The organism is Mycobacterium decipiens, from assembly GCF_963853665.1.
Taxonomy (GTDB): domain Bacteria; phylum Actinomycetota; class Actinomycetes; order Mycobacteriales; family Mycobacteriaceae; genus Mycobacterium; species Mycobacterium decipiens.
Window position 1 is genome coordinate 1,031,180 of the sequence record NZ_OY970459.1, and the last position, 22,687, is coordinate 1,053,866.

Consider the following 22,687-nt stretch of genomic DNA (forward strand, 5'->3'; position numbering starts at 1 on the left):
CTAGTCGCCGCGGAGCGTTTCGATCACCGCGCTGAAGTCCAAGGCGCCGTGGTCGACGGCGAACCTGGCGTAGATCTCGGCGGCGTGACTGCCCAGCGGCGCCGCCGAACCGGTCGAGGCCACCGCGTCCATCGCCAGGCCCAGGTCCTTGTTCATCAGCGCGGTCGCAAACCCCGGCTGGAAGTCGTTGTTGGCCGGCGATGTCGGCACCGGGCCCGGCACCGGGCAATTGGTGTGCACCGCCCAGCAATTTCCGGTCGCACCGGTAATGACGTCGAACAACGACTGAGCCGACAGCCCGAGCTTCTCGGCCAGCACGAACGCCTCGCCGATCGCGATCTGCTGCACCGCCAGTACCATGTTGTTGCACACCTTGGCGGCCTGTCCCGCACCGGCCGATCCGCAGTGAATGATCTTGCCCGCCATGGGTTCCAGCACCGGGCGGGCCCGCTCCAACGCGGTCTCGTCGCCGCCGATCATGAACGCCAACATCCCGGCCACTGCACCCTTCACCCCGCCGGAAACGGGTGCGTCGAGTTGGGCCATGCCGTGCTTTTCGGCCAGCGCGTGCACCTCGCGGGCGTCGTTGACCGAGATCGTCGAGCTGTCGATGAACAGCGCACCGGCTCGCGCGGCGGGCAGCACCTCGGCGTAGCACCGCTTGACCACATCTCCGTTGGGCAACATGGTGATGACCACGTCGGCCTCGGCTACCGCTTCGGCGGCGCTATCGAATACCGTCGCACCACTGGCCGCCGCAGCAGACGCAGCCGCGGCCACCGGGTCGAATCCCCGCACGATGCGTTCGGCGGCAACCAGATTCGCCGACATCGGCGCGCCCATGTGGCCGAGCCCCAGGAAGGCGATCGTCTCGGTCATGTGCTACCTTCCCTACGCGCCGGCACGCAACCGGGCGGCCTCGGCTCGACCGATCACCACCCGCATGATTTCGTTGGTCCCCTCCAGGATTCGATGCACCCGCAGGTCGCGGACGATCTTTTCCAGACCATACTCGCGCAGATAGCCATAACCACCGTGTAGTTGCAGTGCCTTGTCAGCGACATCGAAGCAGGTGTCGGTGACGTAGCGTTTGGCCATTGCGCACAGCTCGACCTTGTCGGCGGCGTCGTCGTCCAGTGCATTCGCCGCCCGCCACAACAGCATTCGTGACGTTTCCAGACCGGTGGCCATATCGGCCAGGGTGAATCGGATGGTGGGCTCGTCGAGCAGGGTGGCGCCGAACGCCTGGCGCTCGCGCACATAGGCGCCCGCTTTGTCGAAGGCGGCCTGCGCACCGCCGAGCGAGCACGCCGCGATGTTGAGCCGGCCGCCGTTGAGGCCGTTCATCGCGATGCCGAAGCCGGCGCCCTCGCCGTCGGTACCGCCCAACATCGCGTCGGCCGGTACACGCACCCCGTCCAGCACCACCTGCGCGGTGGGTTGGGCGTGCCAGCCCATCTTCTCTTCGAGCGCGCCGAAACTCAGCCCTCCGGTGTCCTTTTCGATGACGAAGGCCGATATGCCCCGCGGGCCCTCGGAACCGGTGCGTGCCATCACCACGTAGACGTCGGAGGCGCCCGCACCGGAAATGAACTGCTTGACGCCGTCGAGCACGAAGTCGTTGCCGTGCCGGACGGCGCGCGTGCTCAGGGCGCTGGCGTCGGAACCGGCATCGGGCTCGGTCAGACAGTAGCTGGCGATCACATCCATCGTGGCCAACCGTGGCACCCAGGCCTTGCGTTGTTCGACGGTGCCGAAGCTGTCGATCATCCACGCGCACATGTTGTGGATGGACAGGAAGGCGGCGGTGACCGGGTCGGCGATAGCCAGTTGCTCGAAGATGCGCACCCCGTCGAGGCGGCGCAGCCCGCTGCCGCCCACGTCGTCGCGGCAATAGATGGCGGCCATCCCGAGTTCGGCGGCCTCTCGCAACACCTCCACCGGAAAGTGGTTGGCCGCATCCCATTCCAGGGCATGTGGGGCGAGGCGCTTGTCGGCGAAGGCGGCCGCCGTCTCGGTGATCACCCGTTCGTCGTCGTTGAGGGTAAACATGGCGACCGCTACTCCATTGTGGGAATGACGAATTCGGCGCCGTCCTTGATGCCGGACGGCCACCGCGATGTGACGGTCTTGACCTTTGTGTAGAACTGGATCGACGCCGGGCCGTGCTGGTTGAGGTCGCCGAAGCCGGAGCGCTTCCAGCCGCCGAAGGTGTGGTAGGCCACCGGAACCGGGATTGGCACGTTGACGCCGACCATGCCCACCTGCACGCGCGAAACGAAGTCGCGGGCGGTGTCGCCGTCGCGGGTGAAGACCGCGACGCCATTGCCATACTCGTGCTCCGAGGGCAGCCGCAGTGCCTCTTCGTAGTCGTGGGCGCGCACGATGCACAGCACCGGCCCGAAGATCTCGTCGGTGTAGATCGACATGTCGGGGGTCACGTGGTCGAACAGTGTCGGCCCGATGAAGAAGCCGCCCTCAAGATTGGCGTCACCGAACGCGAGGTCGTCGCTGGCGCGCTCCCGGCCGTCGATGACGATTTCGGCACCGGATTTGGCGCCCTGGTCGATGTAGTCGCGCACCCGCGCCAACGCGGCCTCGGTGACCAGGGGGCCGTAGTCGGCCTTGGGGTCCAGGCTGTGCCCGACCCGCAGGTTGTTGATCCGCTCCACCAGCCTGGCGCGCAGCCGCTCCGCGGTCTGCTCGCCAACTGGAACCGCGACGCTGATCGCCATGCAGCGTTCCCCGGCGCTCCCGTACCCGGCGCCGATCAGCGCGTCGACAGCCTGGTCGAGGTCGGCGTCGGGCATGACGATCATGTGGTTCTTGGCGCCCCCGAAACATTGCGACCGCTTTCCGGTCGCCGCCGCGGTCGCGTAGATGTACTGGGCGATGTCGGAACTCCCGACAAAGCCGACGGCCTTGATGTCGGGGTGATTCAGGATGGCGTCGACGGCTTCCTTGTCGCCATGGACGACCTGGAAGACGCCGGGGGGTAGGCCCGCTTCGATGAACAGTTCGGCCAGCCGCACCGGAACCGACGGGTCGCGCTCGCTTGGCTTGAGCACGAACGCATTCCCACACGCAAGCGCGGGTCCCGCCTTCCACAGCGGGATCATTGCCGGGAAGTTGAACGGGGTGATGCCCGCGACCACGCCCAGGGGCTGTCTTAGCGAGTAGACGTCGATGCCGGGGCCGGCGCCCTCGGTGTATTCGCCCTTGAGCAGGTGCGGGATGCCGAGGCAGAACTCGATCACCTCGATGCCGCGTTGGATGTCGCCCTGGGCGTCGGGCAGCGTCTTGCCGTGCTCTTTGGACAGGAGTTCGGCCAGCTCGTCGGCGTTGTCGTTGACCAGCTCGATGAACCGCATCAACACCCGGGCACGGCGCTGCGGATTCCACGCGGCCCAACCCTTTTGGGCCTCAGCCGCGGAGGCGACGGCGGCATCGATGTCCGCCTTGCCGGCCATCGGCAACTTCGCCTGAACTTGGCCGGTGTTGGGGTCAAACACGTCGGCGGTGCGGGTGGACTGACCGGCGGTGCGCTGACCGTCGATGAAATGGGAGATCTGCGGGGTCATGGCCGTCCTCGGGTACGCGAAAACCGGGTTGATACTAGGACATCCTAGTAACTGGTCCCGGTGCGGGCAACCATCGCCCCGGGTGAGCGTGGGTCCCGCCGCCGTCATCCACAACTTGCGGCGCTGTCAACCTCCCGAGTCGGCGTGTTGCCTGACGTCAAGATGCGCGCGAAGGCGGATTCGTTGCCTCACGTGACCGTGTGCGCTTGTTGACTTGGGCTTTGGTGTGGGGTCCGGCCTTGCTGGTGGTGATGGTGAGGAGCTGGGCGGTCAGGGCTTGGACCCGGCGCTGGGGGCGGCGGGGATTGATCAGGCAGTAGGTCCGGGTCAGCGCCACGAGGCGCTCCACAGTCATTGTCGGGTGATCGATCGCGCGATGAAACCCGGTGGTCGCCTTGTCGTGTTTCTTGGACACCTTGGCTCCGTCGCGGACCTTGGATATCAGTTTCTGCTGCGGGTAGACGTAGTTGGTCAGCTTGGACTGCAGCCGCCAGATCGTTGAGTAAGAACAACTCCGCAGCGCTGTCATCGCGGTGGTAACCGATCGCGATGCCTACCACCGCCCAGTTCTTCTGCTCGACATCACAGCCGCGTCAACACCCCAACCCATCGCCGCGCCTGGTTGCTACCGCTTGTTTGTGCCACCCCTTACGGCTTCAACCGGAGTCACTGGTGTCGTCCTGAACGGTTATGAGGTCAGGTCCCACCGATGCTGCCGATCGACAGGGCGGTTGGCCGCACATCGTTCAGAATTGTGTTAGCGACGTCACAGATTTGCTGTAGGTAGCAGCGGACTTCTTCGCTGAGGGTGAGATCGCTTGGCGGCCAGCGCAGTTCGTGCCATCCTCTAACTAGACCAACTAGCTGTTGATGCCCGCCGCGGTTGTTGAGCCGCACAACGTACCCGGTCTCTTCAGTCACGCAACCATGGACGTTCAGCTCGATGCGGGGATCGCCCACGAGCACGGCGGCACTTAGCGCCCGATAGGCTAGGTCCGACACGATCTGCCCAGGGGTTCTATTGCTCCGGGCGCGGAAGATGTGTTGCAGTTCATCGCCTTCGACTGCAAGCCAGCCGGCGAACGCATCGTCATCGATGCTGAACGCTCTGGGGGCGCCGTTGGCAATGACCACGAAGGCCGGTGCGCCGGCGGCGACGCGGGGCGCGGTAGCGAACTTCGCACCGACGTGCCGGCTTAACGACCATTGCATGTTCATAGCGAGCGAGTCCCCCTCGGTCTCACCACGGTCCTACTCTACTGAGCTGAAGCCGTCCCCCTGGAGGGCGTTTCGTATCGGCAACGAACGGTAGCGGAGGAGATACGACCTTGGCAATAGATCCGGACCTGAACCTGATCATGAACGTTCGCCACCTTGACGAAGGGTGCGCGAGATGTTCCAACGAACGTAGCTCCGCAACCCGCGGTCTCGGCGACCACTGCATCTCAATAGCGAGCAAGTTCTTCTGAAGCCATGCCCCCTGGAGGGCGTTTCGTATCGGCAACGAACAGTGGCGAAGGAGATACGACCTTGACAATAGGTCTCGACCCGAACCTGACCATGAGCGGCGCTACCTCGGCGAAATGTGCGACGCGAGGGGCCGGCGGGCGATGAAGACTGGTGCGCGGTGATGGCCTCGTCCGGGTAGACGGCGATGGCCCGCAGACCCGCCGTTCCTGTGCGGACTCGCGCGTGTTACAACACACTTGGGCTTACAGCCGCACCGCGATGCTGGTTACTGGGCAGTCAGCCCCTTTCGAACCAAGGTTGGCGCATGGGGAGAGTAGTCGTAGGCGTGAGCTTTCAGCGTCGGTTGGACCTGCTGATAGAGACGGTACATCCGCCGGGGCGGGGTCCGTACTCGTTGGCCGAGATCGCAAAGGGCACAGCCCGCGACGGCTTCCAGGTGTCGGTCAGCTACTTATCGAACCTACGGCGCGGAAAGATGAGCAACCCGTCGGTGTCTCATGTGGCCGCGCTGGCGCGATTCTTCGGGGTGTCTCCTGAATTTTTCTTCGAACCGGACGACCGACTCTCTCCATCGGCGCGGATAGGGGCGATCAAGGACGACGTACAGGCGTTGGAAGACAAAGATATTCGGGTTATAGCGATGCGCTCGCACGGACTATCGCGGGATAGTCTGCGCGCGCTCGCTGATCTAGTAGAGCAGTTCCGCCGTCTAGAGGGTTTGGCCACCAACGAGGATGGCGGTGGATGTGGAGAATCGAGCTAGCCGTAATGACTACTGAGTGGTGGGAAGCCGGCATGCCGCGGTGGCCATGGTCTCGGACCGCTAGACGGATACATCGCAGCGTCCGCGAGTTGGACCTACCACCGGCACCGCAGTTGTCACACGTGGTCGATCGAGTGTCGCTGAGCCGGGGTCGGCAGTTGTCATTAGTACCGTCACATTTGCGTCATCTTGGCCTCTCGGGTGTATGGCTTGATATTGGAGATCGTGACTTGATCGCTTACGAGACCGCAGCCAGCAGCTGGACGCAGCGATACATCATCTGCCACGAAATAGGCCACATGATTCTCGATCACCCACAGCTCAACGTTTCCCAGTTGACGCAACGCCATAGCGCGTATGGCGACCTAGCCGTATGCGGGTCGGCGTATAGCAACGCGATGGAGGCTGAGGCGGAAGCCGTCGCTCGACTGTTGATTCGACAGCTGACGTACGTATCGGCGATCGACGAACGCGGCACTGACCTGGAGACTGTGCCGGGTCGGATGGCAGTCACGCTTCAACGCAGCGCATGAGCCCCCTTAATCTCGCACAGGCCGCTATTTTTGGCGTGTCGGCGCTGGCCTACCTGCTTGCTGCGACACACGCCCTGGTCTGGTTTCGCTTCCGGTTGGCTCGCACCACAAATTCCGATGAACGCCGCTATATCCGAAGCGCCGCCAGTGCGCAGTTGACGTTGTTCATCTCGGGGACGCTCACGTTCGCCTTCGCAGCCGACGTGCCTATCAACGCGTTTACGCGACTCACCCACATTCCACACATCGCGATTCTTTTGTGCCATTGGTGTTCGCTGGTGTGGGATGCGGCGACGGTACTAGTGGTCTTGCACTGGGTCCGCCCCCGAGGGTTGAACCCGCATTTGGTATGGCTGGTGTCAGCACCTTTCGTTATGGCCGCGATCGGATTGGGCGTATTTTTTGTCGCAGACCATCACCCGGGCGGTCCGGTGAACTTTGTGGTGTACCTCGGTCCATCATGGATGGGGACTTGTTATCTGGCGATCTTCCTAGTTTCGATCTTGGTCGCCCGCATAATCACACTGCGAGTCGTTCGGCGCGAACTCCCTCGCGCGCGTAATCGCATGCTGCGCCTCGCCTTGATCCTCATCGGATTCGAATCTGTCTTGTTCATCCTCTTTGTCGCCACGCGGACCGGGATACAGGTCGCGGTCATCGGCGGTCAGGAGGCCGGCGGGATCGACTGGATACCCTGCGCCATGGCTGGCATCGCCAATCTAGTTCTGATAGCCGGATATACCTGCCCGGACTACCCCGCATACCAACATATCTATCGTACGGCGAGTGTGCGCTGGAGAAAGTACCGCAGCCTATACCCACTGTGGGCCGATCTCACCGCAAAAATTGCGACTGAAGGTGCGCCGCCGGCGCCCTGGCGTGACCTCTTTAGCATTGCCAACCTTCCGTTCCGGATCAGCCAGCGCCTTGCAGATATCGATAGTCTCCTCACCTCTGCAAAACACGACGCAAACGTTGAACTCGGCAACAACATACTGGTAGATGCGGCCGCTCTACCGACCGCCTTGGACGACGTCTCAGCAGGCTGGGTACCCCGTGACGATTACCTGTGGGCTCTCGCACGCGCATACTCGGCACGGCGACGGAACCTCGGGCGGCCTTGCCTTCACGATCTACCTGCCATGGCGGGAGTGTGTGAGTGACGCGACCACGCATCCTGGCTCCACACATCAGCCTTCCCGCCACGGTCCGAAACAACGACTATTACCGGCAGCATTACCCCAAACTGGTTGCCGATAGCGAGAACTCGGCGCTATCAACCGTATGGACTCCCGACAATTCGCACGAGTTGACCCACTTCGAACGGGCCATGACAGCCTACGTAACCGACCCGTTCCGCGGTACCGTACACCGGCATACCCTGGCACCCGATGAAACAATCCGCACACACGAAATAGCGGCCGCCACTGCGGCACTCGCCGATGGGGCAATTGCGCCAGATCAGGTGGACTTGCTGATTTCCGTATCGATGTGGCCCGATCAGCTCGGCTTCGGAAACGGCCTATGGCTGGCCGAACAGCTAGGGTTACGCTGCGCAGCGTGGAATCTAGAGACAGCACAATCCGGTGGCTTAGCAGCTCTGCAAGCCGCACATGCCTTCACCGCCAGCGGACTCCACAAAACGGTACTGGTGGTGGTGTCCTGCTCGTATAGTCGCGCCGTACCCGAATCCAGCACGTTCGCGTGGTTCCTCGGCGACGCCGCCGCCGCTGCGGTCGTCACCACCGAATTCGGCAACCGAGCAGGTGGCGAATTGCTCAGCGCCGCCGCCATCAACACAGTGGAATCACAACATGAATTCATCGCCACCCCGACGGATACCCCATACGGCCCGAACCTGGAACTGACGCCCAGCACAGCGCGCGGCTCCACCCTCCGCAAGTACACTGACTACCACTTATCCTCTGTTATCGACCAAGCTGCCAATCGAGCCGGCTACCAACTGTCCGATATCGATTTCTTCGTATTCTCCACGCCGGTGGCGTGGTTCACCGACTTCACAACCCAGCTCCTCAGCATCGATCCAGCCAAGACGATCAACACCTACCCCCAATACGCCAACATCGGCCCAGCCCTACCCCTGGTCAACCTGCACGAAGCACTCAACGCAGGACACATCCAGCCCGGCGCCATCGTCCTCATCGCGACCATCGGCAGCGTCTCCAGCGCAGCAGCCAGCCTCCTACGGTGGAACTGACAGGTTCACCATTCCCGCCAGCCCACCCCGGCCGGCCACGTGGTTGACGCCGCCGCCGGAGCTCAACACCCACCACCCGATCCCGACGACCCGTCACCCTTCTAGGGCAGGTCAGGTCGACTTGGCCGCCGGGCGCGCCGTCGAGCCCGCAGGTAGATAAGGCAGGTCGGTGCTGAGGTGTGGGTCGAGATGCACCGGGTGGCCGAGGTAGGGGAAGGCGCGTTGTGGGCACGCGGGGCGGTCACAGATCTTGCAGCCCGCACCGATCGGCACCGCCGCCTCGGTGTCGGGCAGGTCGATACCCACCGAGTAGATCAGCTTCTCGGCGTGGGCCACGTCGCACCCCAGCCCAATGGCAAACACCTTCTGGGGGCCGAGATAGCGGCTGGACTCGGTTGTGGTGGTCCGGGCGATCCAGAAATAGGTGCGTCCGTCGGGCATCTGAGCTACCTGGGTAAGGAACTGACCGGGCCGGGAGAAGGCGTGGTGTACCACCCACAGCGGGCAGTTTCCCCCCACCCGGGAGAAGTGAAATGCCGTGGCGGACTGCCGCTTCGAGATGTTTCCGGCGGCGTCGGTGCGGACGAAGATGAACGGAACTCCGCGCGCGTTGGGACGTTGCAGGGTGGACAGCCGGTGGCAGATGGTTTCAAAGCCCACCTCGAATCGTCGCGCCAAGTGGTCGATGTCATAGCGCACGCTCTCGGCGGCGTCGAGGAATCTGCGGTAGGGGAGCAGCAGTGCACCGGCGAAGTAGTTGGCCAGGCCGATTCGGGCGACGCCGCGCGCATCATCGGTGAGTTGGTCGTCGCCGGCGATGATGCCGGCGATCAGCTGGGCCTGGGTGAGCAGGGCGATCTGCGTCGCGAGCTGAAATGCACGCTGCCCGGGATGTAGCCACCGGGCCAGGTACAACGTCTTGGTGTCGGGTTGAAATAGCCGCTTGGAGTTGGGATTCAAGACGCGGCCATCATCGATGATGACGGTGACGCCCAGCTGGTGGCTGAGGAACTCCGCCAACTGGCCGTCGAGTCCGCCAATCCGCCAACGGTTCTGATCGAACAGCCGCTCCGCCGTGACGTCCAGCTCGCCGATGTAGTTCTTCCGATCGTAGAAGAAGTCCCGGACCTCCTCGAACGGCATTGGCTGCTGCGAAGCCGCCGATGTCTCGACGTTGGCGCGGCCGTGCAGCGCCTCGAGATCGGCGGTGGCGTCGTGCAACCGCCGGTGCAGGTTGACGAGTGTCTGGCCCACCGCGGGCATCCGGGCGACGAGCTCCGCGATCTGGGCGGCGGTTGCGGGCGCCTCGGCGAGCACCTCGCCTAGGTCGGAGATCAAGCGGGCATCGGAATCCGGAGCGAAATACTGGGTCGGTAGGCCGAAGCGCTCGGTAAGGGTGAGCAGTACCGGGACGGTGAGCGGGCGCTGGTCGTTCTCAAGCTGGTTGACATAGCTGGTCGACAAGCCCAAGGCGCGTGCCAACGCCACCTGGGTCAACTCGTGCTCCTCGCGCAACCGCCGCAGCCGAGCACCCGCGAATGTCTTTACCACCTGCCACACCCTACCCGAGCACCTTTCGCAAGATTCGCAAAATCCCGCGGATAAGGACACAAAATTACGCCTTTTGAGGCTATTTCCCCGTAGCGCACAGTTGCGTACTGTGCGGATTATGCAGATGCACGATGTTCGGACCCGGCGTAGCGCCGAGGACTTCCCCCGTAGCCAACACCTGGCCTGGAGGATCGCGGAGGTGGCCGCAGACCCGGTCGCCGTGCCACCGGAGACCGAGGCGATGGTGGTTAACCGCATCATCGACAACGCCGCGGTCTCCGCCGCGTCGGTCATCCGCCGTCCCGTTGCGGTTGCGCGGGTCCAGGCCCAGGCGCATCGCCGCTCCGCCCCGGGAGCAAAGGTTTTCGGTATCGACGGCGACTATTCGCCGGAATGGGCAGCCTGGGCCAACGGAGTTGCGGTGCGTGAGTTGGACTTCCACGACACGTTCCTGGCCGCGGAGTATTCGCACCCCGGCGACAACATACCCCCGCTGGTCGCCGTCGCTCAGCACGTGGGAGTGGGTGGTGCGGACCTGATCCGCGGTCTGGCCACGGCCTACGAGATCCACATCGATCTGGTTCGCGGAATGTGCCTGCACGAGCACAAGATTGACCATGTCGCGCATTTGGGTCCGTCGGCGGCCGCGGGTTTGGGCACCATGCTGCGGCTGGACAAGGAGATCATCTATGCGGCGATCGGACAGGCGCTGCACCTGACCACGGCCACCCGGCAGTCACGCAAGGGCCTGATCTCCAGCTGGAAGGCATACGCGCCCGCGTGGGCGGGCAAGGTCGCCATCGAGGCCGTCGACCGGGCCATGCGCGGGGAAGGTTCACCCGCGCCGATCTGGGAAGGCGAAGACGGGGTGATCGCCTGGCTCCTATCGGGCCCCGACCACACCTATCACGTCCCGCTGCCGGCACGGGGCGAGCCCAAGCGCGCCATTCTGGACAGCTACACCAAGGAGCACTCCGCGGAATACCAAAGTCAGGCCCTGATCGACCTGGCCCGGCGGATGCGCGAACGCGTCGGTGACCTGGACCAGATCGCAACCATCATGCTGCACACCAGCCATCACACCCATTTCGTCATCGGCACCGGGTCCAACGACCCGCAAAAGTTCGACCCCGATGCCTCCCGGGAAACGCTGGACCACTCGGCGATGTACATCTTCGCGGTCGCATTGCAAGACGGCGCTTGGCATCACGAGCGGTCCTACGCGCCGGAGCGCGCGCATCGTCCCGACACCGTTGCGTTGTGGCGCAACATCTCCACCGTCGAAGATCCCGAGTGGACGCGGCGCTATCACCGCACCGACCCGGCCGAGCAGGCGTTCGGCGCTCGTGCCGAGGTCACCCTGAAAAGCGGTGCGGTGATCGTCGACGAACTCGCCGTCGCCGACGCCCACCCGCTGGGTGCCCGGCCGTTCGAGCGCAAGCACTACGTGGCGAAATTCTCCGAACTCGCCGACGGCGTAGTACGGCACCGCGAACAGGATCGGTTCCTGTCGGCGGTCGACGGCGTGGCCGGACTGCAGCCCGGTGCTTTGGGTGCGCTCAACCTCATGGTCGACGCGCGAGTGTTGAAGCGGGCGCCCACGATTCCGTCGGGGATCTTCTGATGGGCGGGCTGATAGTCGCCGCGTCATCGGCGGCCCAAAAGCGGGCCAGGCTACGCACCGCGCTGGAATCCGGTCAGCTACACCGCTTTCCGGGGGTATTCTCGCCCCTGGTCGCCAAGCTGGTCGCCGAGATCGGATTCGACGGGGTCTATGTGTCCGGCGCGGTGCTGGCCGCCGACCTTGGTCTGCCCGACGTCGGGCTAACCACTCTGACCGAGATCGGTGCCAGGGGCGCACAGATCGCGACCGTGACCGACCTGCCGACGCTGATCGACGCCGACACGGGGTTCGGCGAGTCGATGAACGCCGCGCGCACCATAACCGTGTTAGAGGACGCCGGCCTGGCCGGCTGCCATCTGGAAGACCAGGTGAATCCCAAACGATGCGGACACCTCGACGGCAAGGCCGTGGTGCCGACCGGCGAGATGGTCAACCGCCTGCGGGCCGCCGTCTCGGCCCGTCGTGACCCGAATTTCGTCATCTGCGCCCGCACCGACGCCGCTGGTGTCGAGGGGGTGGCCGCGGCGGTCGACCGGGCCAAGGCCTACGCCGACGCGGGCGCCGACCTCATCTTCCCCGAGGCTCTGGGCGCGCCCGCCGAATTCGAACGGTTCCGCGCCGCGGTGGACACCCCGTTGCTGGCCAACATGACCGAGTTCGGCAGGTCGCCGCTGTTGACGGCCGAGCGGCTGTCTGAGATCGGCTACAACGTGGTGATCTACCCGGTGACCACCCTGCGGCTGGCCATGCGCGCCGTCGAGGTCGGCCTGCGTGAAATCGCGGACACCGGAACACAATCCGGGCTGCTCGAGCGGATGCAGCACCGCAGCCGGCTCTACGAGCTACTCCGCTACCCCGACTACCACCAATTCGGCTCCGAGACCTACAACTTCGCACTACAGGGAGTGATTCCATGAGCGCCGTCGAAGCCAAGCCCCGCATCTTCAAAGGCCTCACCGGTGTCGTCGTCGACACCACTGCCGTGTCGAAGGTCGTCCCGGAAACCAACTCCCTGACCTACCGCGGATACCCGGTAAGCGACCTCGCCGCGCACTGCAGCTTCGAGGAGGTGGCCTACTTGCTGTGGCACGGCGAACTGCCCAACGATCAGCAGTTGGCGTTGTTCACCCAGCGGGAACGCGCCGCCCGCCGGATGAACCGATCCGTGCTCTCGCTGCTGGCGAAGCTGCCCGATACCTGCCACCCGATGGACGTGGTGCGCACACTAATCAGCTACCTGGGCGCCGACGACCCCGACGAGGACGACAGCAGCATAGGAGCGAACTACGCCAAGTCGCTGCGGATGTTCGCGGTGCTGCCTACCCTCGTGGCCGCCGACATGCGCCGCCGACGCGGCTTGTCGCCCATCGCCCCGCACAGTCACATGAGCTACGCGCAGAACTTCCTGCACATGTGCTTCGGCGACGTCCCCGAACAGGTCGTTGTGGACGCCTTCGAGCAGTCGATGGTCCTCTACGCCGAGCACAGTTTCAATGCCTCCACATTCGCCGCGCGGGTGGTCACCTCCACCCGGTCCGATATCTACAGCGCGGTGACGGCCGCCATCGGTGCGCTCAAGGGTCCGCTGCATGGCGGCGCCAACGAAGCGGTGATGCATGACATGTTCGAAATCGGCACGGCGGAGAAGGCGTCAGAATGGCTGCAGGGCAAACTATCTCGCAATGACAAGGTGATGGGGTTCGGCCATCGGGTGTACAAGAGTGGTGACTCGCGGGTGCCGACAATGAAGCGGGCTCTGGAACGTGTGGCCGCCGTCCGCGACGGCCAGCGGTGGCTGGACATCTACCACGTCTTAGAACAGGACATGCTGGCCGCCACCGGCATCAAGCCCAATCTGGACTTCCCGACCGGGCCGGCCTATCACCTGATGGGGTTTGACATCGGTTGCTTCACACCGATCTTCGTGATGAGCCGAATCACCGGGTGGACAGCCCACATCATGGAGCAGACCGCGTCCAATGCGTTGATCCGTCCACTCAGCGAGTACGTCGGCCCGCCACAACGCCCGCTGCAACTGACCCGCTGATGCCCAAGACTTCCCATCCGGCCGGGCTTGCTGCTACGGGCAGGTGACGTCGACCTCGAAGGACTTACTGACCTGCTGCCCGGCGTTGTCGACGCCGGTGGCGGTGCCGGTGATCTTGTAGAAGTTGCCATTCTTGGTGGCGCTGGCGCTGTTGCCGGGCGCGCCTTCGGTAAAGCTCAGCACCACGCCGTCAACGGTGCCGAGCCCAGCGCTGCGGACCGCCGATGCGTCCTGCTCGAGGCCGACGATGACGCCGGTCAGCATGTCGCCGATGGCGATGGAGAACTTGCCCTCGTTCGTCGAGCACACCACCGGGCCACTGACGTTCTGGGGCGCACCGCCGATGATGACCTTCGTCTCGCCGGCGGCGGCTGGGGTGCTGGGCGACGTGGGCGCGGGGCTGGTGGTTGGGGCGGGTGAGGTCGCCGCGCCGGGTGACGGGCTCGACGCCTCGTCGTCGCTGGAACACCCCGCCGCGCTCGCGATCATGGTTGCCGCGCCGACGGCCATCAACAACTCACGCTTCACCGGGTCCTCCTTCTAATGGGCCAAGCACCCGCGGTTGTCGGCGGATCTAGTGAAGCAGTATGAACGGCCGCGCTGTTGCCGTACAGATGCGGTTTAATCGCCGCGCAAACTCCCGATGAATCGTTGGGTCTGCTCCCAGGTCGGCAGGAGGCCGGACGCGCGCACGTCGTCGAAGCTGGGGGCCGCGGCATCGCGATCGGACAGGCTTGGGGTGGCCCCATCGACCAGCGGCCAGTCGATTGCCAGGGTCGGGTCGGTGGCGCAAATGGTGTGCTCGCGCTGCGGATTGTATTCCGCCGAGCACAGGTACATCACCGTCGAATTATCTTGCAACGCAAGGAATCCATGCGCCAGGCCTTCGGAGATGTAGATCGTCCTACGGTCTAGGTCGTCGAGCAGAACCGAGGCCCACCGGCCGAACGTCGGTGAGCCCAAGCGGATGTCGACGACGACGTCGAACACCGACCCGGAAACGCAGGTCACATACTTGGCCTGGCTCGGGGGCAGTTGGGCGAAATGCAGGCCACGCAGCACACCGGCTGCCGACATCGAGCAGTTGACTTGCCGGACGTCCAAACGGTGACCGGCGAACGCACTGAACCCGTGGTCAGTAAGCCATTCGAAGAACAGTCCGCGGGAATCGCCGTGGATGGTCGGGGTGATCTCCCAGGCGCCGGGGATGTCGAGTTCGCGTGCTTTCATGTCATTGACCGCGTTCTTCGTACCGAGCTTCCGCCGCGTCCTTCAGCGGACGCCACCAGGCTTCGTTGTCCCGGTACCAGTCGATGGTGGCCCGCAAGCCCTCTTCAAAGTCGGTATGCTTTGGCGCCCAGCATAATTCGTTGTACAGCGTGGACGGGTCGATGGCGTAGCGCAGATCGTGGCCGACGCGGTCGGTCACGTGGTCGAAGTCGTCGGGATCGCGGCCCATCATTCGCAGCAGCGTGCGCAGCACGGTCAGGTTGTCGCGCTCACCCTCGGAGCTGATGAGATAGGTTCGGCCGATTCGGCCCTTCTCCAGGATTCGCCGGACCGCGCTGTTGTGGTCGTCGACGTGGATCCAGTCACGCACGTTGGCGCCGCTGCCGTACAGCTTGGGCCGACGGCCGGTAAGCACGTTGGTGATCTGGCGCGGGATGAACTTCTCGATGTGCTGATAGGGCCCGTAGTTGTTGGAGCAGTTGGAGATCGTCGCACGTATGCCGTACGACCGCACCCAAGCCCGGACCAGCATGTCGGCGCCCGCTTTGGTGGCCGAGTACGGACTCGACGGGTTGTAAGGCGTGGACTCGGTGAATCGCGCCGCGTCGTCGAGCTCCAGGTCACCGTAGACCTCGTCGGTGGAGATGTGGTGCAGCCGCACACCGTGGCGTCGTACCGCTTCCAGGATGACGAACGTCCCGATCACGTTGGTGTGTAGGAACGGCTCCGGGTCGTCCAGCGCATTGTCGACATGGGATTCGGCGGCAAAATGCACGACCGCGTCGGACTCGGCAACCAGCTCCGAAACCAGCTCGGCGTCGGTGATATCGCCCTCGACCAGCCGGATGGCCTCCTCGACGTCGGCCAGCGACTCGCGCCGGCCGGCGTAGGTGAGGGCATCGATTACCGTCACCGCATCGTCGGGATACTCGCGCACCGTGCTGTGCACGAAGTTGGCGCCGATGAAGCCGGCGCCACCGGTGACGAGCAACCGCATGGGTCAAACCCTAACCGAGCACTGCCCCCGCCAGCTCGCTTAGTGCGTCTTCGGAGGAGCGGCCCAGCACCTGGATCGCGACGTGGTCGGCTCCGGCGTCTAGATGCTCGTTGAGGCGCTGCGCGATCGCGTCCGGGGTGCCAGAGGCCACCAGGGCGTCGATCAGCTTGTCGCTGCCGGGCTTGCGCACGTCGTCTTCGGTGAACCCGAGACGCAGCCAGTTGCTCACGTAGTTGCTGAGGCCCAGGTAGAAGTCGATGAACTTGCGGCCGACCGCGCGGGCTTCGGCACGGTCGGTGGTCAGCACCACCTTGTGCTCCGGGGCCAGGAACACCGAGTTGCCCACCAGATCGCGCGCCTTGGCCGTGTGTTCCGGCGTCGTTAGATACGGGTGGGCGCCGGCGCTGCGTTCCGCGGACAACCGCAGCATCCTGGGGCCAAGCGCGGCGAGCACCCGACGGCTGGCGGGTGCCCCGCCGGTGTCGAGCTCATCGAGGTACTCGACGAGTGCGTCGTAGGGTTTGCGGTACTCCTGGGTGTGCTCGGAGTGCCCCACCCCGACACCGAGCAGAAACCTTCCCGGATAGGTGCTTTCGATGCGTTGAAAGGACTGGGCGACTGCCGTGGCCGGTGACGGCCAGATGTTGACGATCCCGGTGGCCAGCTGTAGCGACGTGGTCTGGGCCAGCGCTGGTTCGACCCAAGCCAGATCGGCGTCGGGGGAGGCCCCGATCCAGGCGGCGCCGTAGCCCAGTGTTTCGATCCGGGCCGCCAGCTCGGGGGCGATGGAGCGGGTACCCAGCCACACGCCGAACCTGCCCAGATCGGGCTTGAGTGCAATCGCCTCGGTCATCCAGGTCCCCCCCTAGGTTCGTTGGTGCACTCCGAGCGGCCCCGCCAGTTCGGCCAGCGCCGAGACCAGGTTGTCATCTTTGGTAAGGACCTGGACCGGGACGTGGTCGGCGCCGGCGTCGAGATGTTCGGTCAGCCGTGCCGCGATCTCTTCGGGAGTACCGTACGCGATCATGGCGTCGACCAGGCGGTCGCTGCCCGGCTGGGTGACTTCGTCGTCGGTGAAGCCCAGCCTTTTCCAGCTGTTGCGGTAGTTGGCCAGGTTGAAGTAGATATCGAGCGCCTTGCGACCCACCGTGCGGGCCTTTTCGGGGTCGGTGGTCAACACGACTTGGTGTAGGGGCGCCAAGAAGGGCGAGGGGCCGATCAGCTCACGGGCCCGTGCGGTGTGTTCGGGAGTGGTCAGGGCCGGGTGCGCGCCGGCGCTACGTCGTGCGGAAAGGCCCAGGACCCGAGGGCCCAGCGCGGCCACCACCCGACGGTTGGCGGGCACGCCATATTCGTCGAGCCGGTCCAGATACTCCGAGAGCGCGCCTAGCGCGTTCTGGGTGTTGCGGTATTGGCTGACCGCCTCACGATGCCCGACGCCGATACCCAGCAGGAAACGGCCCGGGTAGGCCGCCTCGATCCGGTGGAACGAGTCGGCGACCGGTTTGGCAGGCGCAGTCCAGATGTTGACGATGCCGGTGGCCACCTGCAGCGTGGTGGTCGCTTCCAGAACCGGTTCCACCCAGGACAGCTCGGCGGGCGGCGAGCCGCCCACCCAGACCGCCCCATAGCCCAGGGCCTCGATTTCCCTGGCCTGCTGGGGCGTTACGCCGCGTCCGAAGGATCCAAATCGGCCGAAATGGGGTTTGTTGGGAGCAGAATCGGTCATGGTTGCTGCAACTCGTAGTTTGGCTTGCCCTATTCCAGCGGGGCCCAGCCTGCGGCGTTTTGCGTCGAGGACGACGGTGCGAGTATTGTGGACCAACGGTGCGGCGTCCGTGCCGGCTCTTGGCGTGCCCAGTCTTGAAATTTCTCGGAGCACTTCGCGGAATTTCCACCACCGGCTCACGTTTATGGTCCGAGCACGTGCTGCGCCGAAACCGGGTGCACAGACAAGAAGTGAGGATCGCCAGAAAGTAATGGCCAAGAAGGACGGTGCCATAGAGGTTGAGGGGCGCGTGGTTGAGCCCCTGCCCAATGCCATGTTTCGCATTGAGCTGGAGAACGGCCACAAGGTGCTCGCCCACATCAGCGGCAAGATGCGTCAGCACTACATCCGCATCCTGCCCGAGGACCGGGTGGTGGTGGAGTTGTCACCCTACGACCTATCCCGGGGCCGCATTGTGTACCGGTACAAGTAGCGAAACACCCAGAGAACAGGACCGAGACAGCCGTGAAGGTGAACCCGAGCGTTAAGCCGATCTGTGACAAGTGCAGGCTGATCCGCCGGCACGGGCGAGTTATGGTGATCTGTTCCGACCCGCGCCACAAGCAAAGACAGGGCTAGTTCGGCGACGATGCGGGCCGCGTAGCGGCCCGAGGAGGAGCTGGACAATCGGATCTAGTTCGGCGACGATGCGGGCCGCGTAGCGGCCCGAGGAGGAGCTGGACAATCGGATCTAGTTCGGCGACGATGCGGGCCGCGTAGCGGCCCGAGGAGGAGCTGGACAATCGGATCAACAACTGAATGCAGACCTCCCAGCACCAATGAGCGGCTGGCATCTATTGAGATGGGCCAGCTCATCCACGCCCGGACGGAGGCCGGGCCCCGCGCTCCGCGGGAACGGACTGGGACCAGACCTCCGCAAAGGAAGAGGAAGCGCCATCTATGGCTCGACTAGTCGGCGTCGATCTGCCGCGCGATAAGCGGATGGAGGTCGCCCTGACCTACATCTTCGGCATCGGCCGTACCCGCTCGAACGAAATCCTGGCGGCCACCGGTATCGACCGGGATCTGCGCACCAGAGATCTCACCGAAGAACAGCTGATCCACCTGCGTGACTACATCGAAGCCAACTTGAAGGTGGAGGGTGACCTGCGCCGTGAGGTGCAGGCCGACATCCGTCGGAAGATCGAGATCGGCTGCTACCAGGGGCTGCGGCACCGCCGCGGTCTGCCAGTACGCGGTCAGCGGACAAAGACCAACGCGCGGACCCGTAAAGGCCCCAAGCGCACCATCGCAGGCAAGAAGAAGGCCAGGTAACCGATGCCACCGAAGAAGGCAACTGGGGCGCCCAAGAAGGGCCAGAAGACCCGCCGGCGGGAGAAAAAGAATATCCCGCACGGTGCCGCCCACATCAAGAGCACGTTCAACAACACGATCGTCACCATCACCGACCCGCAGGGCAACGTCATCGCCTGGGCGTCGTCGGGACACGTCGGCTTCAAGGGGTCCCGGAAATCCACCCCGTTCGCGGCCCAGCTAGCCGCAGAGAACGCCGCGCGCAAGGCGCAGGAGCACGGGGTGCGCAAGGTCGACGTGTTTGTCAAGGGCCCGGGCTCGGGCCGCGAGACCGCGATCCGGTCGCTGCAGGCCGCGGGCCTGGAGGTCGGCGCGATCTCGGATGTGACCCCCCAGCCGCACAACGGCGTCCGCCCACCCAAGCGTCGCCGGGTTTAGTCGGGCTCTAGGAGGAGATACAACCGATGGCTCGTTACACCGGACCCGTTACCCGCAAATCACGGCGGCTGCGCACCGACCTCGTCGGCGGCGACCAGGCCTTCGAGAAGCGTCCCTACCCGCCCGGCCAGCATGGCCGCGCGCGGATCAAGGAAAGCGAATATCTGCTGCAGCTGCAGGAGAAGCAGAAGGCCCGCTTCACCTACGGGGTGATGGAAAAACAGTTCCGTCGCTACTACCAGGAGGCCGTGCGGCAGCCCGGAAAGACGGGTGAAGAACTGCTGAAGATCTTGGAAAGCCGCCTAGACAACGTCGTCTACCGCGCCGGGCTGGCGCGCACCCGCCGGATGGCCCGCCAGCTGGTCAGCCACGGGCACTTCAGCGTCAACGGCGTGCACGTCAATGTCCCCAGCTACCGGGTGTCGCAGTACGACATCATCGAAGTGCGCGACAAGTCGGTAAACACGGTGCCGTTCCAGATTTCCCGCGAGACGGCGGGTGACCGCCCGACCCCGAGCTGGCTGCAGGTGGTGGGGGAGCGGCAACGCATCCTGATCCACCAGCTGCCCGAGCGCGCGCAGATCGACGTCCCACTGACCGAGCAGCTGATCGTCGAGTACTACTCGAAGTAGACCCTCGGGGGCTCCAAGGAGACCAGCCCCCGAGTACCCCCAAAGACGTCATATGGCGGACGTCGAAAGGAAGAAGAAGAAACACCATGCTGATCTCACAGCGCCCCACATTGTCCGAGGACATCCTCACCGACAACCGATCCCAGTTCGTCATCGAACCGCTGGAGCCGGGATTCGGCTACACCCTGGGCAATTCGCTGCGTCGCACCCTGCTGTCGTCGATTCCCGGCGCGGCCGTCACCAGCATTCGCATTGACGGTGTGCTGCACGAGTTCACCACGGTGCCGGGGGTCAAAGAAGATGTCACCGAGATCATCCTGAATCTCAAGAGCCTGGTTGTGTCCTCGGAGGAGGACGAGCCGGTCACGATGTACCTGCGCAAGCAGGGGCCCGGCGAGGTTACCGCCGGCGACATCGTGCCGCCGGCCGGTGTCACGGTGCACAACCCCGGCATGAACATCGCGACGCTGAACGACAAGGGCAAGCTGGAAGTCGAACTGGTCGTCGAGCGTGGCCGCGGCTACGTGCCGGCGGTGCAAAACCGGGCGTCGGGTGCCGAAATCGGTCGTATTCCAGTCGATTCCATCTACTCGCCGGTGCTCAAGGTGACCTATAAGGTGGACGCCACCCGTGTCGAGCAGCGCACCGACTTCGACAAGCTGATCCTCGACGTGGAGACCAAGAGTTCGATCACCCCGCGCGACGCGCTGGCGTCGGCGGGCAAGACGTTGGTTGAGTTGTTCGGCCTGGCACGCGAACTCAACGTCGAGGCCGAAGGAATCGAGATCGGGCCGTCGCCGGCCGAGGCCGACCACATCGCGTCGTTCGCCCTGCCGATCGACGACCTGGACTTGACCGTGCGGTCCTACAACTGCCTCAAGCGCGAGGGGGTGCACACCGTGGGCGAGCTGGTGTCGCGCACCGAATCCGACCTGCTCGACATCCGCAACTTCGGTCAGAAGTCCATCGACGAGGTGAAGGTCAAGCTGCACCAGCTGGGCCTGTCGCTCAAGGACAGCCCGCCGAGCTTCGACCCCTCGGAGGTCGCAGGCTACGACGTCGCCACCGGCACCTGGTCCACCGAGGGCGCCTACGACGAACAGGATTACGCCGAAACCGAACAGCTCTAATTTCCATCATCTAGACAGGAGCGTCAGCAATGCCCAAGCCCACCAAGGGCCCTCGCCTCGGCGGGTCGTCTTCGCACCAGAAGGCGATTCTGGCCAACCTGGCCACGTCCCTGTTCGAGCATGGGCGGATCACGACCACCGAGCCGAAGGCCCGGGCGCTGCGGCCATACGCGGAGAAGCTGATCACGCACGCCAAGAAGGGCACGTTGCACAACCGGCGCGAGGTGCTCAAGAAGCTCCGTGACAAGGATGTGGTGCACACCTTGTTCGCCGAGATCGGACCGTTCTTCGCCGACCGCGACGGTGGCTACACCCGCATCATCAAAGTCGAGGCGCGTAAGGGCGACAACGCTCCGATGGCCGTGATCGAACTGGTTCGGGAAAAGACGGTGACAGCGGAGGCCAATCGGGCACGCCGGGTAGCCGCCGCGCAGGCGAAGGCCAAGACGGCGCAAGCCGAGCCGGCCGAAGAGCCTGAGGCCAAGGCGGCGCAGGCTGAGCCGGCCGAACAGCCTGAGGCCAAGGCGGCGCAAGCCGAGCCGGCCGAAGAGCCTGGGGAGGCCCCTGACGAGGTCCCTGAAGAGGCCCCCGAGAATTAGTGGCGTTGTCCGTCTGCGGCTCGATATCGCCTACGACGGAACCGATTTCGCGGGCTGGGCGGTACAGGCGGGTCAGCGCACGGTAGCGGGCGATCTCGATGACGCCTTGACAACCGTGCTGCGCACCCCGGTGCGGCTGCGCGCGGCCGGACGCACCGATGCGGGAGTGCACGCCACCGGGCAGGTCGCCCACCTTGATGTGCCCGCCGCTGCCTTGCCGAACGCCTACCCGCGCGCGCACGCCGCCGGTGATCCGGAGTTCCTGCCGCTGCTGCGGCGGCTGGGCCGGTTGCTGCCCGCCGATGTGCGGGTCCTCGATATCACCCGCGCGCCAGCCGGTTTCGACGCCAGATTCTCGGCGCTGCGGCGACACTACGTGTACCGGTTGTCGACAGCGCCCTACGGTGTCGAGCCGCAGCAGGCGCGCTACGTCACCGCCTGGCCGCGCGCGCTGGATGTCGATGCGATGGCCGTTGCATCGCGGCATCTCTTGGGGTTGCACGATTTCGCGGCGTTCTGTCGTCGTCGCGACGGTGCTACCACCATCCGGGACTTGCAGCGGTTGGACTGGTTGCGCGATGGCGAGCTGGTCACCGCGCACGTCAGCGCCGACGCATTTTGCTGGTCGATGGTGCGGTCACTTGTTGGAGCGCTGCTGGCGGTCGGCGAGCGTCGGCGCACGGCCGCTTGGTGCCGTGACTTGCTCACCGCGACCGTACGATCGAGCGACTTCGCGGCCGCGCCGGCGCACGGGTTGACGTTGATCCGGGTGGACTATCCGCCCGATGACCAGCTCGCGTCGCGGAACTTGATTACTCGGGATCTGCGCTCGCGCTAGTGCCCTCGGTCCGT

General features: G+C 64.7%; 26 protein-coding genes. 15 read left to right on the forward strand and 11 right to left on the reverse strand.

Going from position 1 to position 22,687, the window contains the following annotated elements; translation table 11 throughout:
- The 5 genes from mmsB to AADZ55_RS04715 form a co-directional block, all read right to left on the reverse strand.
- Positions 1-879, reverse strand: a complete 879-nt coding sequence (mmsB, locus tag AADZ55_RS04695; protein WP_085323085.1) for a 3-hydroxyisobutyrate dehydrogenase — start codon at positions 877-879, stop codon at positions 1-3.
- Positions 880-891: 12 nt separating this feature from the next.
- The gene (locus AADZ55_RS04700) at positions 892-2,052 is read right to left on the reverse strand and encodes an acyl-CoA dehydrogenase family protein (RefSeq protein ID WP_085323086.1); all 1,161 of its coding nucleotides are present in this window, start codon (positions 2,050-2,052) and stop codon (positions 892-894) included.
- Between the two features lie 8 nt (positions 2,053-2,060).
- On the reverse strand, positions 2,061-3,581 hold the full coding sequence (locus AADZ55_RS04705) for a CoA-acylating methylmalonate-semialdehyde dehydrogenase (RefSeq protein WP_085323087.1): 1,521 nt from the start codon (positions 3,579-3,581) through the stop codon (positions 2,061-2,063).
- A 157-nt stretch (positions 3,582-3,738) separates the two neighbouring features.
- Entirely contained in the window at positions 3,739-4,110 is a 372-nt protein-coding gene (locus AADZ55_RS04710) for a hypothetical protein (protein WP_242669941.1), read from the reverse strand.
- 167 nt (positions 4,111-4,277) lie between these two features.
- The gene (locus AADZ55_RS04715) at positions 4,278-4,793 is read right to left on the reverse strand and encodes a hypothetical protein (RefSeq protein ID WP_133056389.1); all 516 of its coding nucleotides are present in this window, start codon (positions 4,791-4,793) and stop codon (positions 4,278-4,280) included.
- 583 nt (positions 4,794-5,376) lie between these two features.
- On the opposite strand from AADZ55_RS04715, the gene AADZ55_RS04720 reads away from it, so the two are divergent.
- The 3 genes from AADZ55_RS04720 (at position 5,377) to AADZ55_RS04730 (ending at position 8,565) form a co-directional block, all read left to right on the forward strand.
- Entirely contained in the window at positions 5,377-5,814 is a 438-nt protein-coding gene (locus AADZ55_RS04720; RefSeq protein WP_207568991.1) for a helix-turn-helix domain-containing protein, read from the forward strand.
- A 529-nt stretch (positions 5,815-6,343) separates the two neighbouring features.
- Entirely contained in the window at positions 6,344-7,510 is a 1,167-nt protein-coding gene (locus tag AADZ55_RS04725) for a hypothetical protein (RefSeq protein ID WP_133056391.1), read from the forward strand.
- Positions 7,507-8,565 carry a 3-oxoacyl-ACP synthase III family protein gene (locus tag AADZ55_RS04730; protein ID WP_085323091.1) on the forward strand — a complete coding sequence of 353 codons (1,059 nt, stop codon included), beginning with the start codon at positions 7,507-7,509 and terminating at the stop codon, positions 8,563-8,565. The genes AADZ55_RS04725 and AADZ55_RS04730 overlap by 4 nt, the downstream gene beginning before the upstream one ends.
- A 111-nt stretch (positions 8,566-8,676) precedes the next feature.
- Here AADZ55_RS04730 and AADZ55_RS04735 read toward each other — a convergent pair whose 3' ends face one another.
- A complete protein-coding gene (locus tag AADZ55_RS04735; protein ID WP_085323421.1) occupies positions 8,677-10,116 on the reverse strand; it encodes a short-chain fatty acyl-CoA regulator family protein in 1,440 nt (479 codons plus the stop codon).
- A 118-nt stretch (positions 10,117-10,234) separates the two neighbouring features.
- On the opposite strand from AADZ55_RS04735, the gene prpD reads away from it, so the two are divergent.
- From prpD to AADZ55_RS04750, 3 genes are read left to right on the forward strand one after another with little or no spacing between them, the layout of a single operon-like run.
- Positions 10,235-11,740, forward strand: a complete 1,506-nt coding sequence (prpD, locus tag AADZ55_RS04740; protein WP_207568992.1) for a 2-methylcitrate dehydratase PrpD — start codon at positions 10,235-10,237, stop codon at positions 11,738-11,740.
- Positions 11,740-12,657, forward strand: coding sequence for a methylisocitrate lyase (gene prpB, locus AADZ55_RS04745; RefSeq protein ID WP_085323093.1), 918 nt, complete (start codon positions 11,740-11,742; stop codon positions 12,655-12,657). Before prpD ends, prpB begins: the two co-directional genes overlap by 1 nt.
- Positions 12,654-13,787, forward strand: coding sequence for a bifunctional 2-methylcitrate synthase/citrate synthase (locus AADZ55_RS04750; RefSeq protein WP_085323094.1), 1,134 nt, complete (start codon positions 12,654-12,656; stop codon positions 13,785-13,787). Before prpB ends, AADZ55_RS04750 begins: the two co-directional genes overlap by 4 nt.
- A gap of 33 nt (positions 13,788-13,820) precedes the next feature.
- On the opposite strand, the gene AADZ55_RS04755 is transcribed toward AADZ55_RS04750, so the two are convergent.
- Complete coding sequence (locus tag AADZ55_RS04755; protein ID WP_242669963.1) at positions 13,821-14,135, reverse strand: lipoprotein LpqH; 315 nt, start codon at positions 14,133-14,135, stop codon at positions 13,821-13,823.
- Here AADZ55_RS04755 and AADZ55_RS04760 point away from each other — a divergent pair.
- The gene (locus AADZ55_RS04760) at positions 14,059-14,331 is read left to right on the forward strand and encodes a hypothetical protein (RefSeq protein ID WP_242669976.1); all 273 of its coding nucleotides are present in this window, start codon (positions 14,059-14,061) and stop codon (positions 14,329-14,331) included. The genes AADZ55_RS04755 and AADZ55_RS04760 overlap by 77 nt on opposite strands.
- A gap of 77 nt (positions 14,332-14,408) precedes the next feature.
- Here the strand turns inward: AADZ55_RS04760 and rfbC are convergent, their stop codons facing one another.
- Genes rfbC through AADZ55_RS04780 form a run of 4 tightly spaced genes read right to left on the reverse strand, consistent with a single transcriptional unit; the run spans position 14,409 to position 17,743 of the window.
- Positions 14,409-15,017 (reverse strand): dTDP-4-dehydrorhamnose 3,5-epimerase, encoded by a 609-nt coding sequence (rfbC, locus tag AADZ55_RS04765; RefSeq protein WP_085323096.1) that lies wholly within the window; start codon positions 15,015-15,017, stop codon positions 14,409-14,411.
- A 1-nt stretch (position 15,018) separates the two neighbouring features.
- On the reverse strand, positions 15,019-16,014 hold the full coding sequence (gene rfbB / locus AADZ55_RS04770) for a dTDP-glucose 4,6-dehydratase (protein WP_085323097.1): 996 nt from the start codon (positions 16,012-16,014) through the stop codon (positions 15,019-15,021).
- 10 nt (positions 16,015-16,024) lie between these two features.
- Positions 16,025-16,867: an LLM class F420-dependent oxidoreductase gene (locus AADZ55_RS04775; RefSeq protein WP_085323098.1), complete on the reverse strand. Its 843-nt coding sequence runs from the start codon at positions 16,865-16,867 to the stop codon at positions 16,025-16,027.
- 12 nt (positions 16,868-16,879) lie between these two features.
- Positions 16,880-17,743 (reverse strand): LLM class F420-dependent oxidoreductase, encoded by an 864-nt coding sequence (locus tag AADZ55_RS04780; protein ID WP_085323099.1) that lies wholly within the window; start codon positions 17,741-17,743, stop codon positions 16,880-16,882.
- Positions 17,744-17,993: 250 nt separating this feature from the next.
- On the opposite strand from AADZ55_RS04780, the gene infA reads away from it, so the two are divergent.
- The 8 genes from infA (at position 17,994) to truA (ending at position 22,673) form a co-directional block, all read left to right on the forward strand.
- A complete protein-coding gene (infA, locus tag AADZ55_RS04785) occupies positions 17,994-18,215 on the forward strand; it encodes a translation initiation factor IF-1 (protein ID WP_003418601.1) in 222 nt (73 codons plus the stop codon).
- 32 nt (positions 18,216-18,247) lie between these two features.
- Positions 18,248-18,361 carry a 50S ribosomal protein L36 gene (rpmJ, locus tag AADZ55_RS04790; protein ID WP_003418367.1) on the forward strand — a complete coding sequence of 38 codons (114 nt, stop codon included), beginning with the start codon at positions 18,248-18,250 and terminating at the stop codon, positions 18,359-18,361.
- A gap of 321 nt (positions 18,362-18,682) precedes the next feature.
- Positions 18,683-19,057 (forward strand): 30S ribosomal protein S13, encoded by a 375-nt coding sequence (gene rpsM / locus AADZ55_RS04795; protein WP_085323100.1) that lies wholly within the window; start codon positions 18,683-18,685, stop codon positions 19,055-19,057.
- A gap of 3 nt (positions 19,058-19,060) precedes the next feature.
- Complete coding sequence (gene rpsK / locus AADZ55_RS04800) at positions 19,061-19,474, forward strand: 30S ribosomal protein S11 (RefSeq protein WP_085323101.1); 414 nt, start codon at positions 19,061-19,063, stop codon at positions 19,472-19,474.
- A 26-nt stretch (positions 19,475-19,500) separates the two neighbouring features.
- Entirely contained in the window at positions 19,501-20,106 is a 606-nt protein-coding gene (rpsD, locus tag AADZ55_RS04805; protein WP_085323102.1) for a 30S ribosomal protein S4, read from the forward strand.
- Positions 20,107-20,192: 86 nt separating this feature from the next.
- On the forward strand, positions 20,193-21,236 hold the full coding sequence (locus AADZ55_RS04810; RefSeq protein ID WP_085323103.1) for a DNA-directed RNA polymerase subunit alpha: 1,044 nt from the start codon (positions 20,193-20,195) through the stop codon (positions 21,234-21,236).
- Between the two features lie 29 nt (positions 21,237-21,265).
- On the forward strand, positions 21,266-21,835 hold the full coding sequence (gene rplQ / locus AADZ55_RS04815; protein ID WP_085323104.1) for a 50S ribosomal protein L17: 570 nt from the start codon (positions 21,266-21,268) through the stop codon (positions 21,833-21,835).
- Positions 21,789-22,673: a tRNA pseudouridine(38-40) synthase TruA gene (gene truA, locus AADZ55_RS04820; RefSeq protein WP_085323105.1), complete on the forward strand. Its 885-nt coding sequence runs from the start codon at positions 21,789-21,791 to the stop codon at positions 22,671-22,673. Before rplQ ends, truA begins: the two co-directional genes overlap by 47 nt.
- Positions 22,674-22,687: the final 14 nt, after the last annotated feature.

Bases quoted from the DNA above. Each gene is read 5' to 3' on its own strand.
- AADZ55_RS04705 (WP_085323087.1), bottom strand. From the start codon at position 3,581: ATGACCCCGCAGATCTCCCATTTCATCGACGGTCAGCGCACCGCCGGT.
- AADZ55_RS04725 (WP_133056391.1), top strand. From the start codon at position 6,344: ATGAGCCCCCTTAATCTCGCACAGGCCGCTATTTTTGGCGTGTCGGCG.
- AADZ55_RS04810 (WP_085323103.1), top strand. From the start codon at position 20,193: ATGCTGATCTCACAGCGCCCCACATTGTCCGAGGACATCCTCACCGAC.
- AADZ55_RS04760 (WP_242669976.1), top strand. From the start codon at position 14,059: ATGGCGATGGAGAACTTGCCCTCGTTCGTCGAGCACACCACCGGGCCA.
- rpsK (WP_085323101.1), top strand. From the start codon at position 19,061: ATGCCACCGAAGAAGGCAACTGGGGCGCCCAAGAAGGGCCAGAAGACC.
- rpsM (WP_085323100.1), top strand. From the start codon at position 18,683: ATGGCTCGACTAGTCGGCGTCGATCTGCCGCGCGATAAGCGGATGGAG.
- mmsB (WP_085323085.1), bottom strand. From the start codon at position 879: ATGACCGAGACGATCGCCTTCCTGGGGCTCGGCCACATGGGCGCGCCG.
- rfbB (WP_085323097.1), bottom strand. From the start codon at position 16,014: ATGCGGTTGCTCGTCACCGGTGGCGCCGGCTTCATCGGCGCCAACTTC.
- prpD (WP_207568992.1), top strand. From the start codon at position 10,235: ATGCAGATGCACGATGTTCGGACCCGGCGTAGCGCCGAGGACTTCCCC.
- AADZ55_RS04780 (WP_085323099.1), bottom strand. From the start codon at position 17,743: ATGACCGATTCTGCTCCCAACAAACCCCATTTCGGCCGATTTGGATCC.
- AADZ55_RS04775 (WP_085323098.1), bottom strand. From the start codon at position 16,867: ATGACCGAGGCGATTGCACTCAAGCCCGATCTGGGCAGGTTCGGCGTG.
- AADZ55_RS04750 (WP_085323094.1), top strand. From the start codon at position 12,654: ATGAGCGCCGTCGAAGCCAAGCCCCGCATCTTCAAAGGCCTCACCGGT.
- rpsD (WP_085323102.1), top strand. From the start codon at position 19,501: ATGGCTCGTTACACCGGACCCGTTACCCGCAAATCACGGCGGCTGCGC.
- AADZ55_RS04700 (WP_085323086.1), bottom strand. From the start codon at position 2,052: ATGTTTACCCTCAACGACGACGAACGGGTGATCACCGAGACGGCGGCC.
- infA (WP_003418601.1), top strand. From the start codon at position 17,994: ATGGCCAAGAAGGACGGTGCCATAGAGGTTGAGGGGCGCGTGGTTGAG.
- AADZ55_RS04715 (WP_133056389.1), bottom strand. From the start codon at position 4,793: ATGCAATGGTCGTTAAGCCGGCACGTCGGTGCGAAGTTCGCTACCGCG.
- rplQ (WP_085323104.1), top strand. From the start codon at position 21,266: ATGCCCAAGCCCACCAAGGGCCCTCGCCTCGGCGGGTCGTCTTCGCAC.
- rfbC (WP_085323096.1), bottom strand. From the start codon at position 15,017: ATGAAAGCACGCGAACTCGACATCCCCGGCGCCTGGGAGATCACCCCG.
- prpB (WP_085323093.1), top strand. From the start codon at position 11,740: ATGGGCGGGCTGATAGTCGCCGCGTCATCGGCGGCCCAAAAGCGGGCC.
- AADZ55_RS04710 (WP_242669941.1), bottom strand. From the start codon at position 4,110: ATGACAGCGCTGCGGAGTTGTTCTTACTCAACGATCTGGCGGCTGCAG.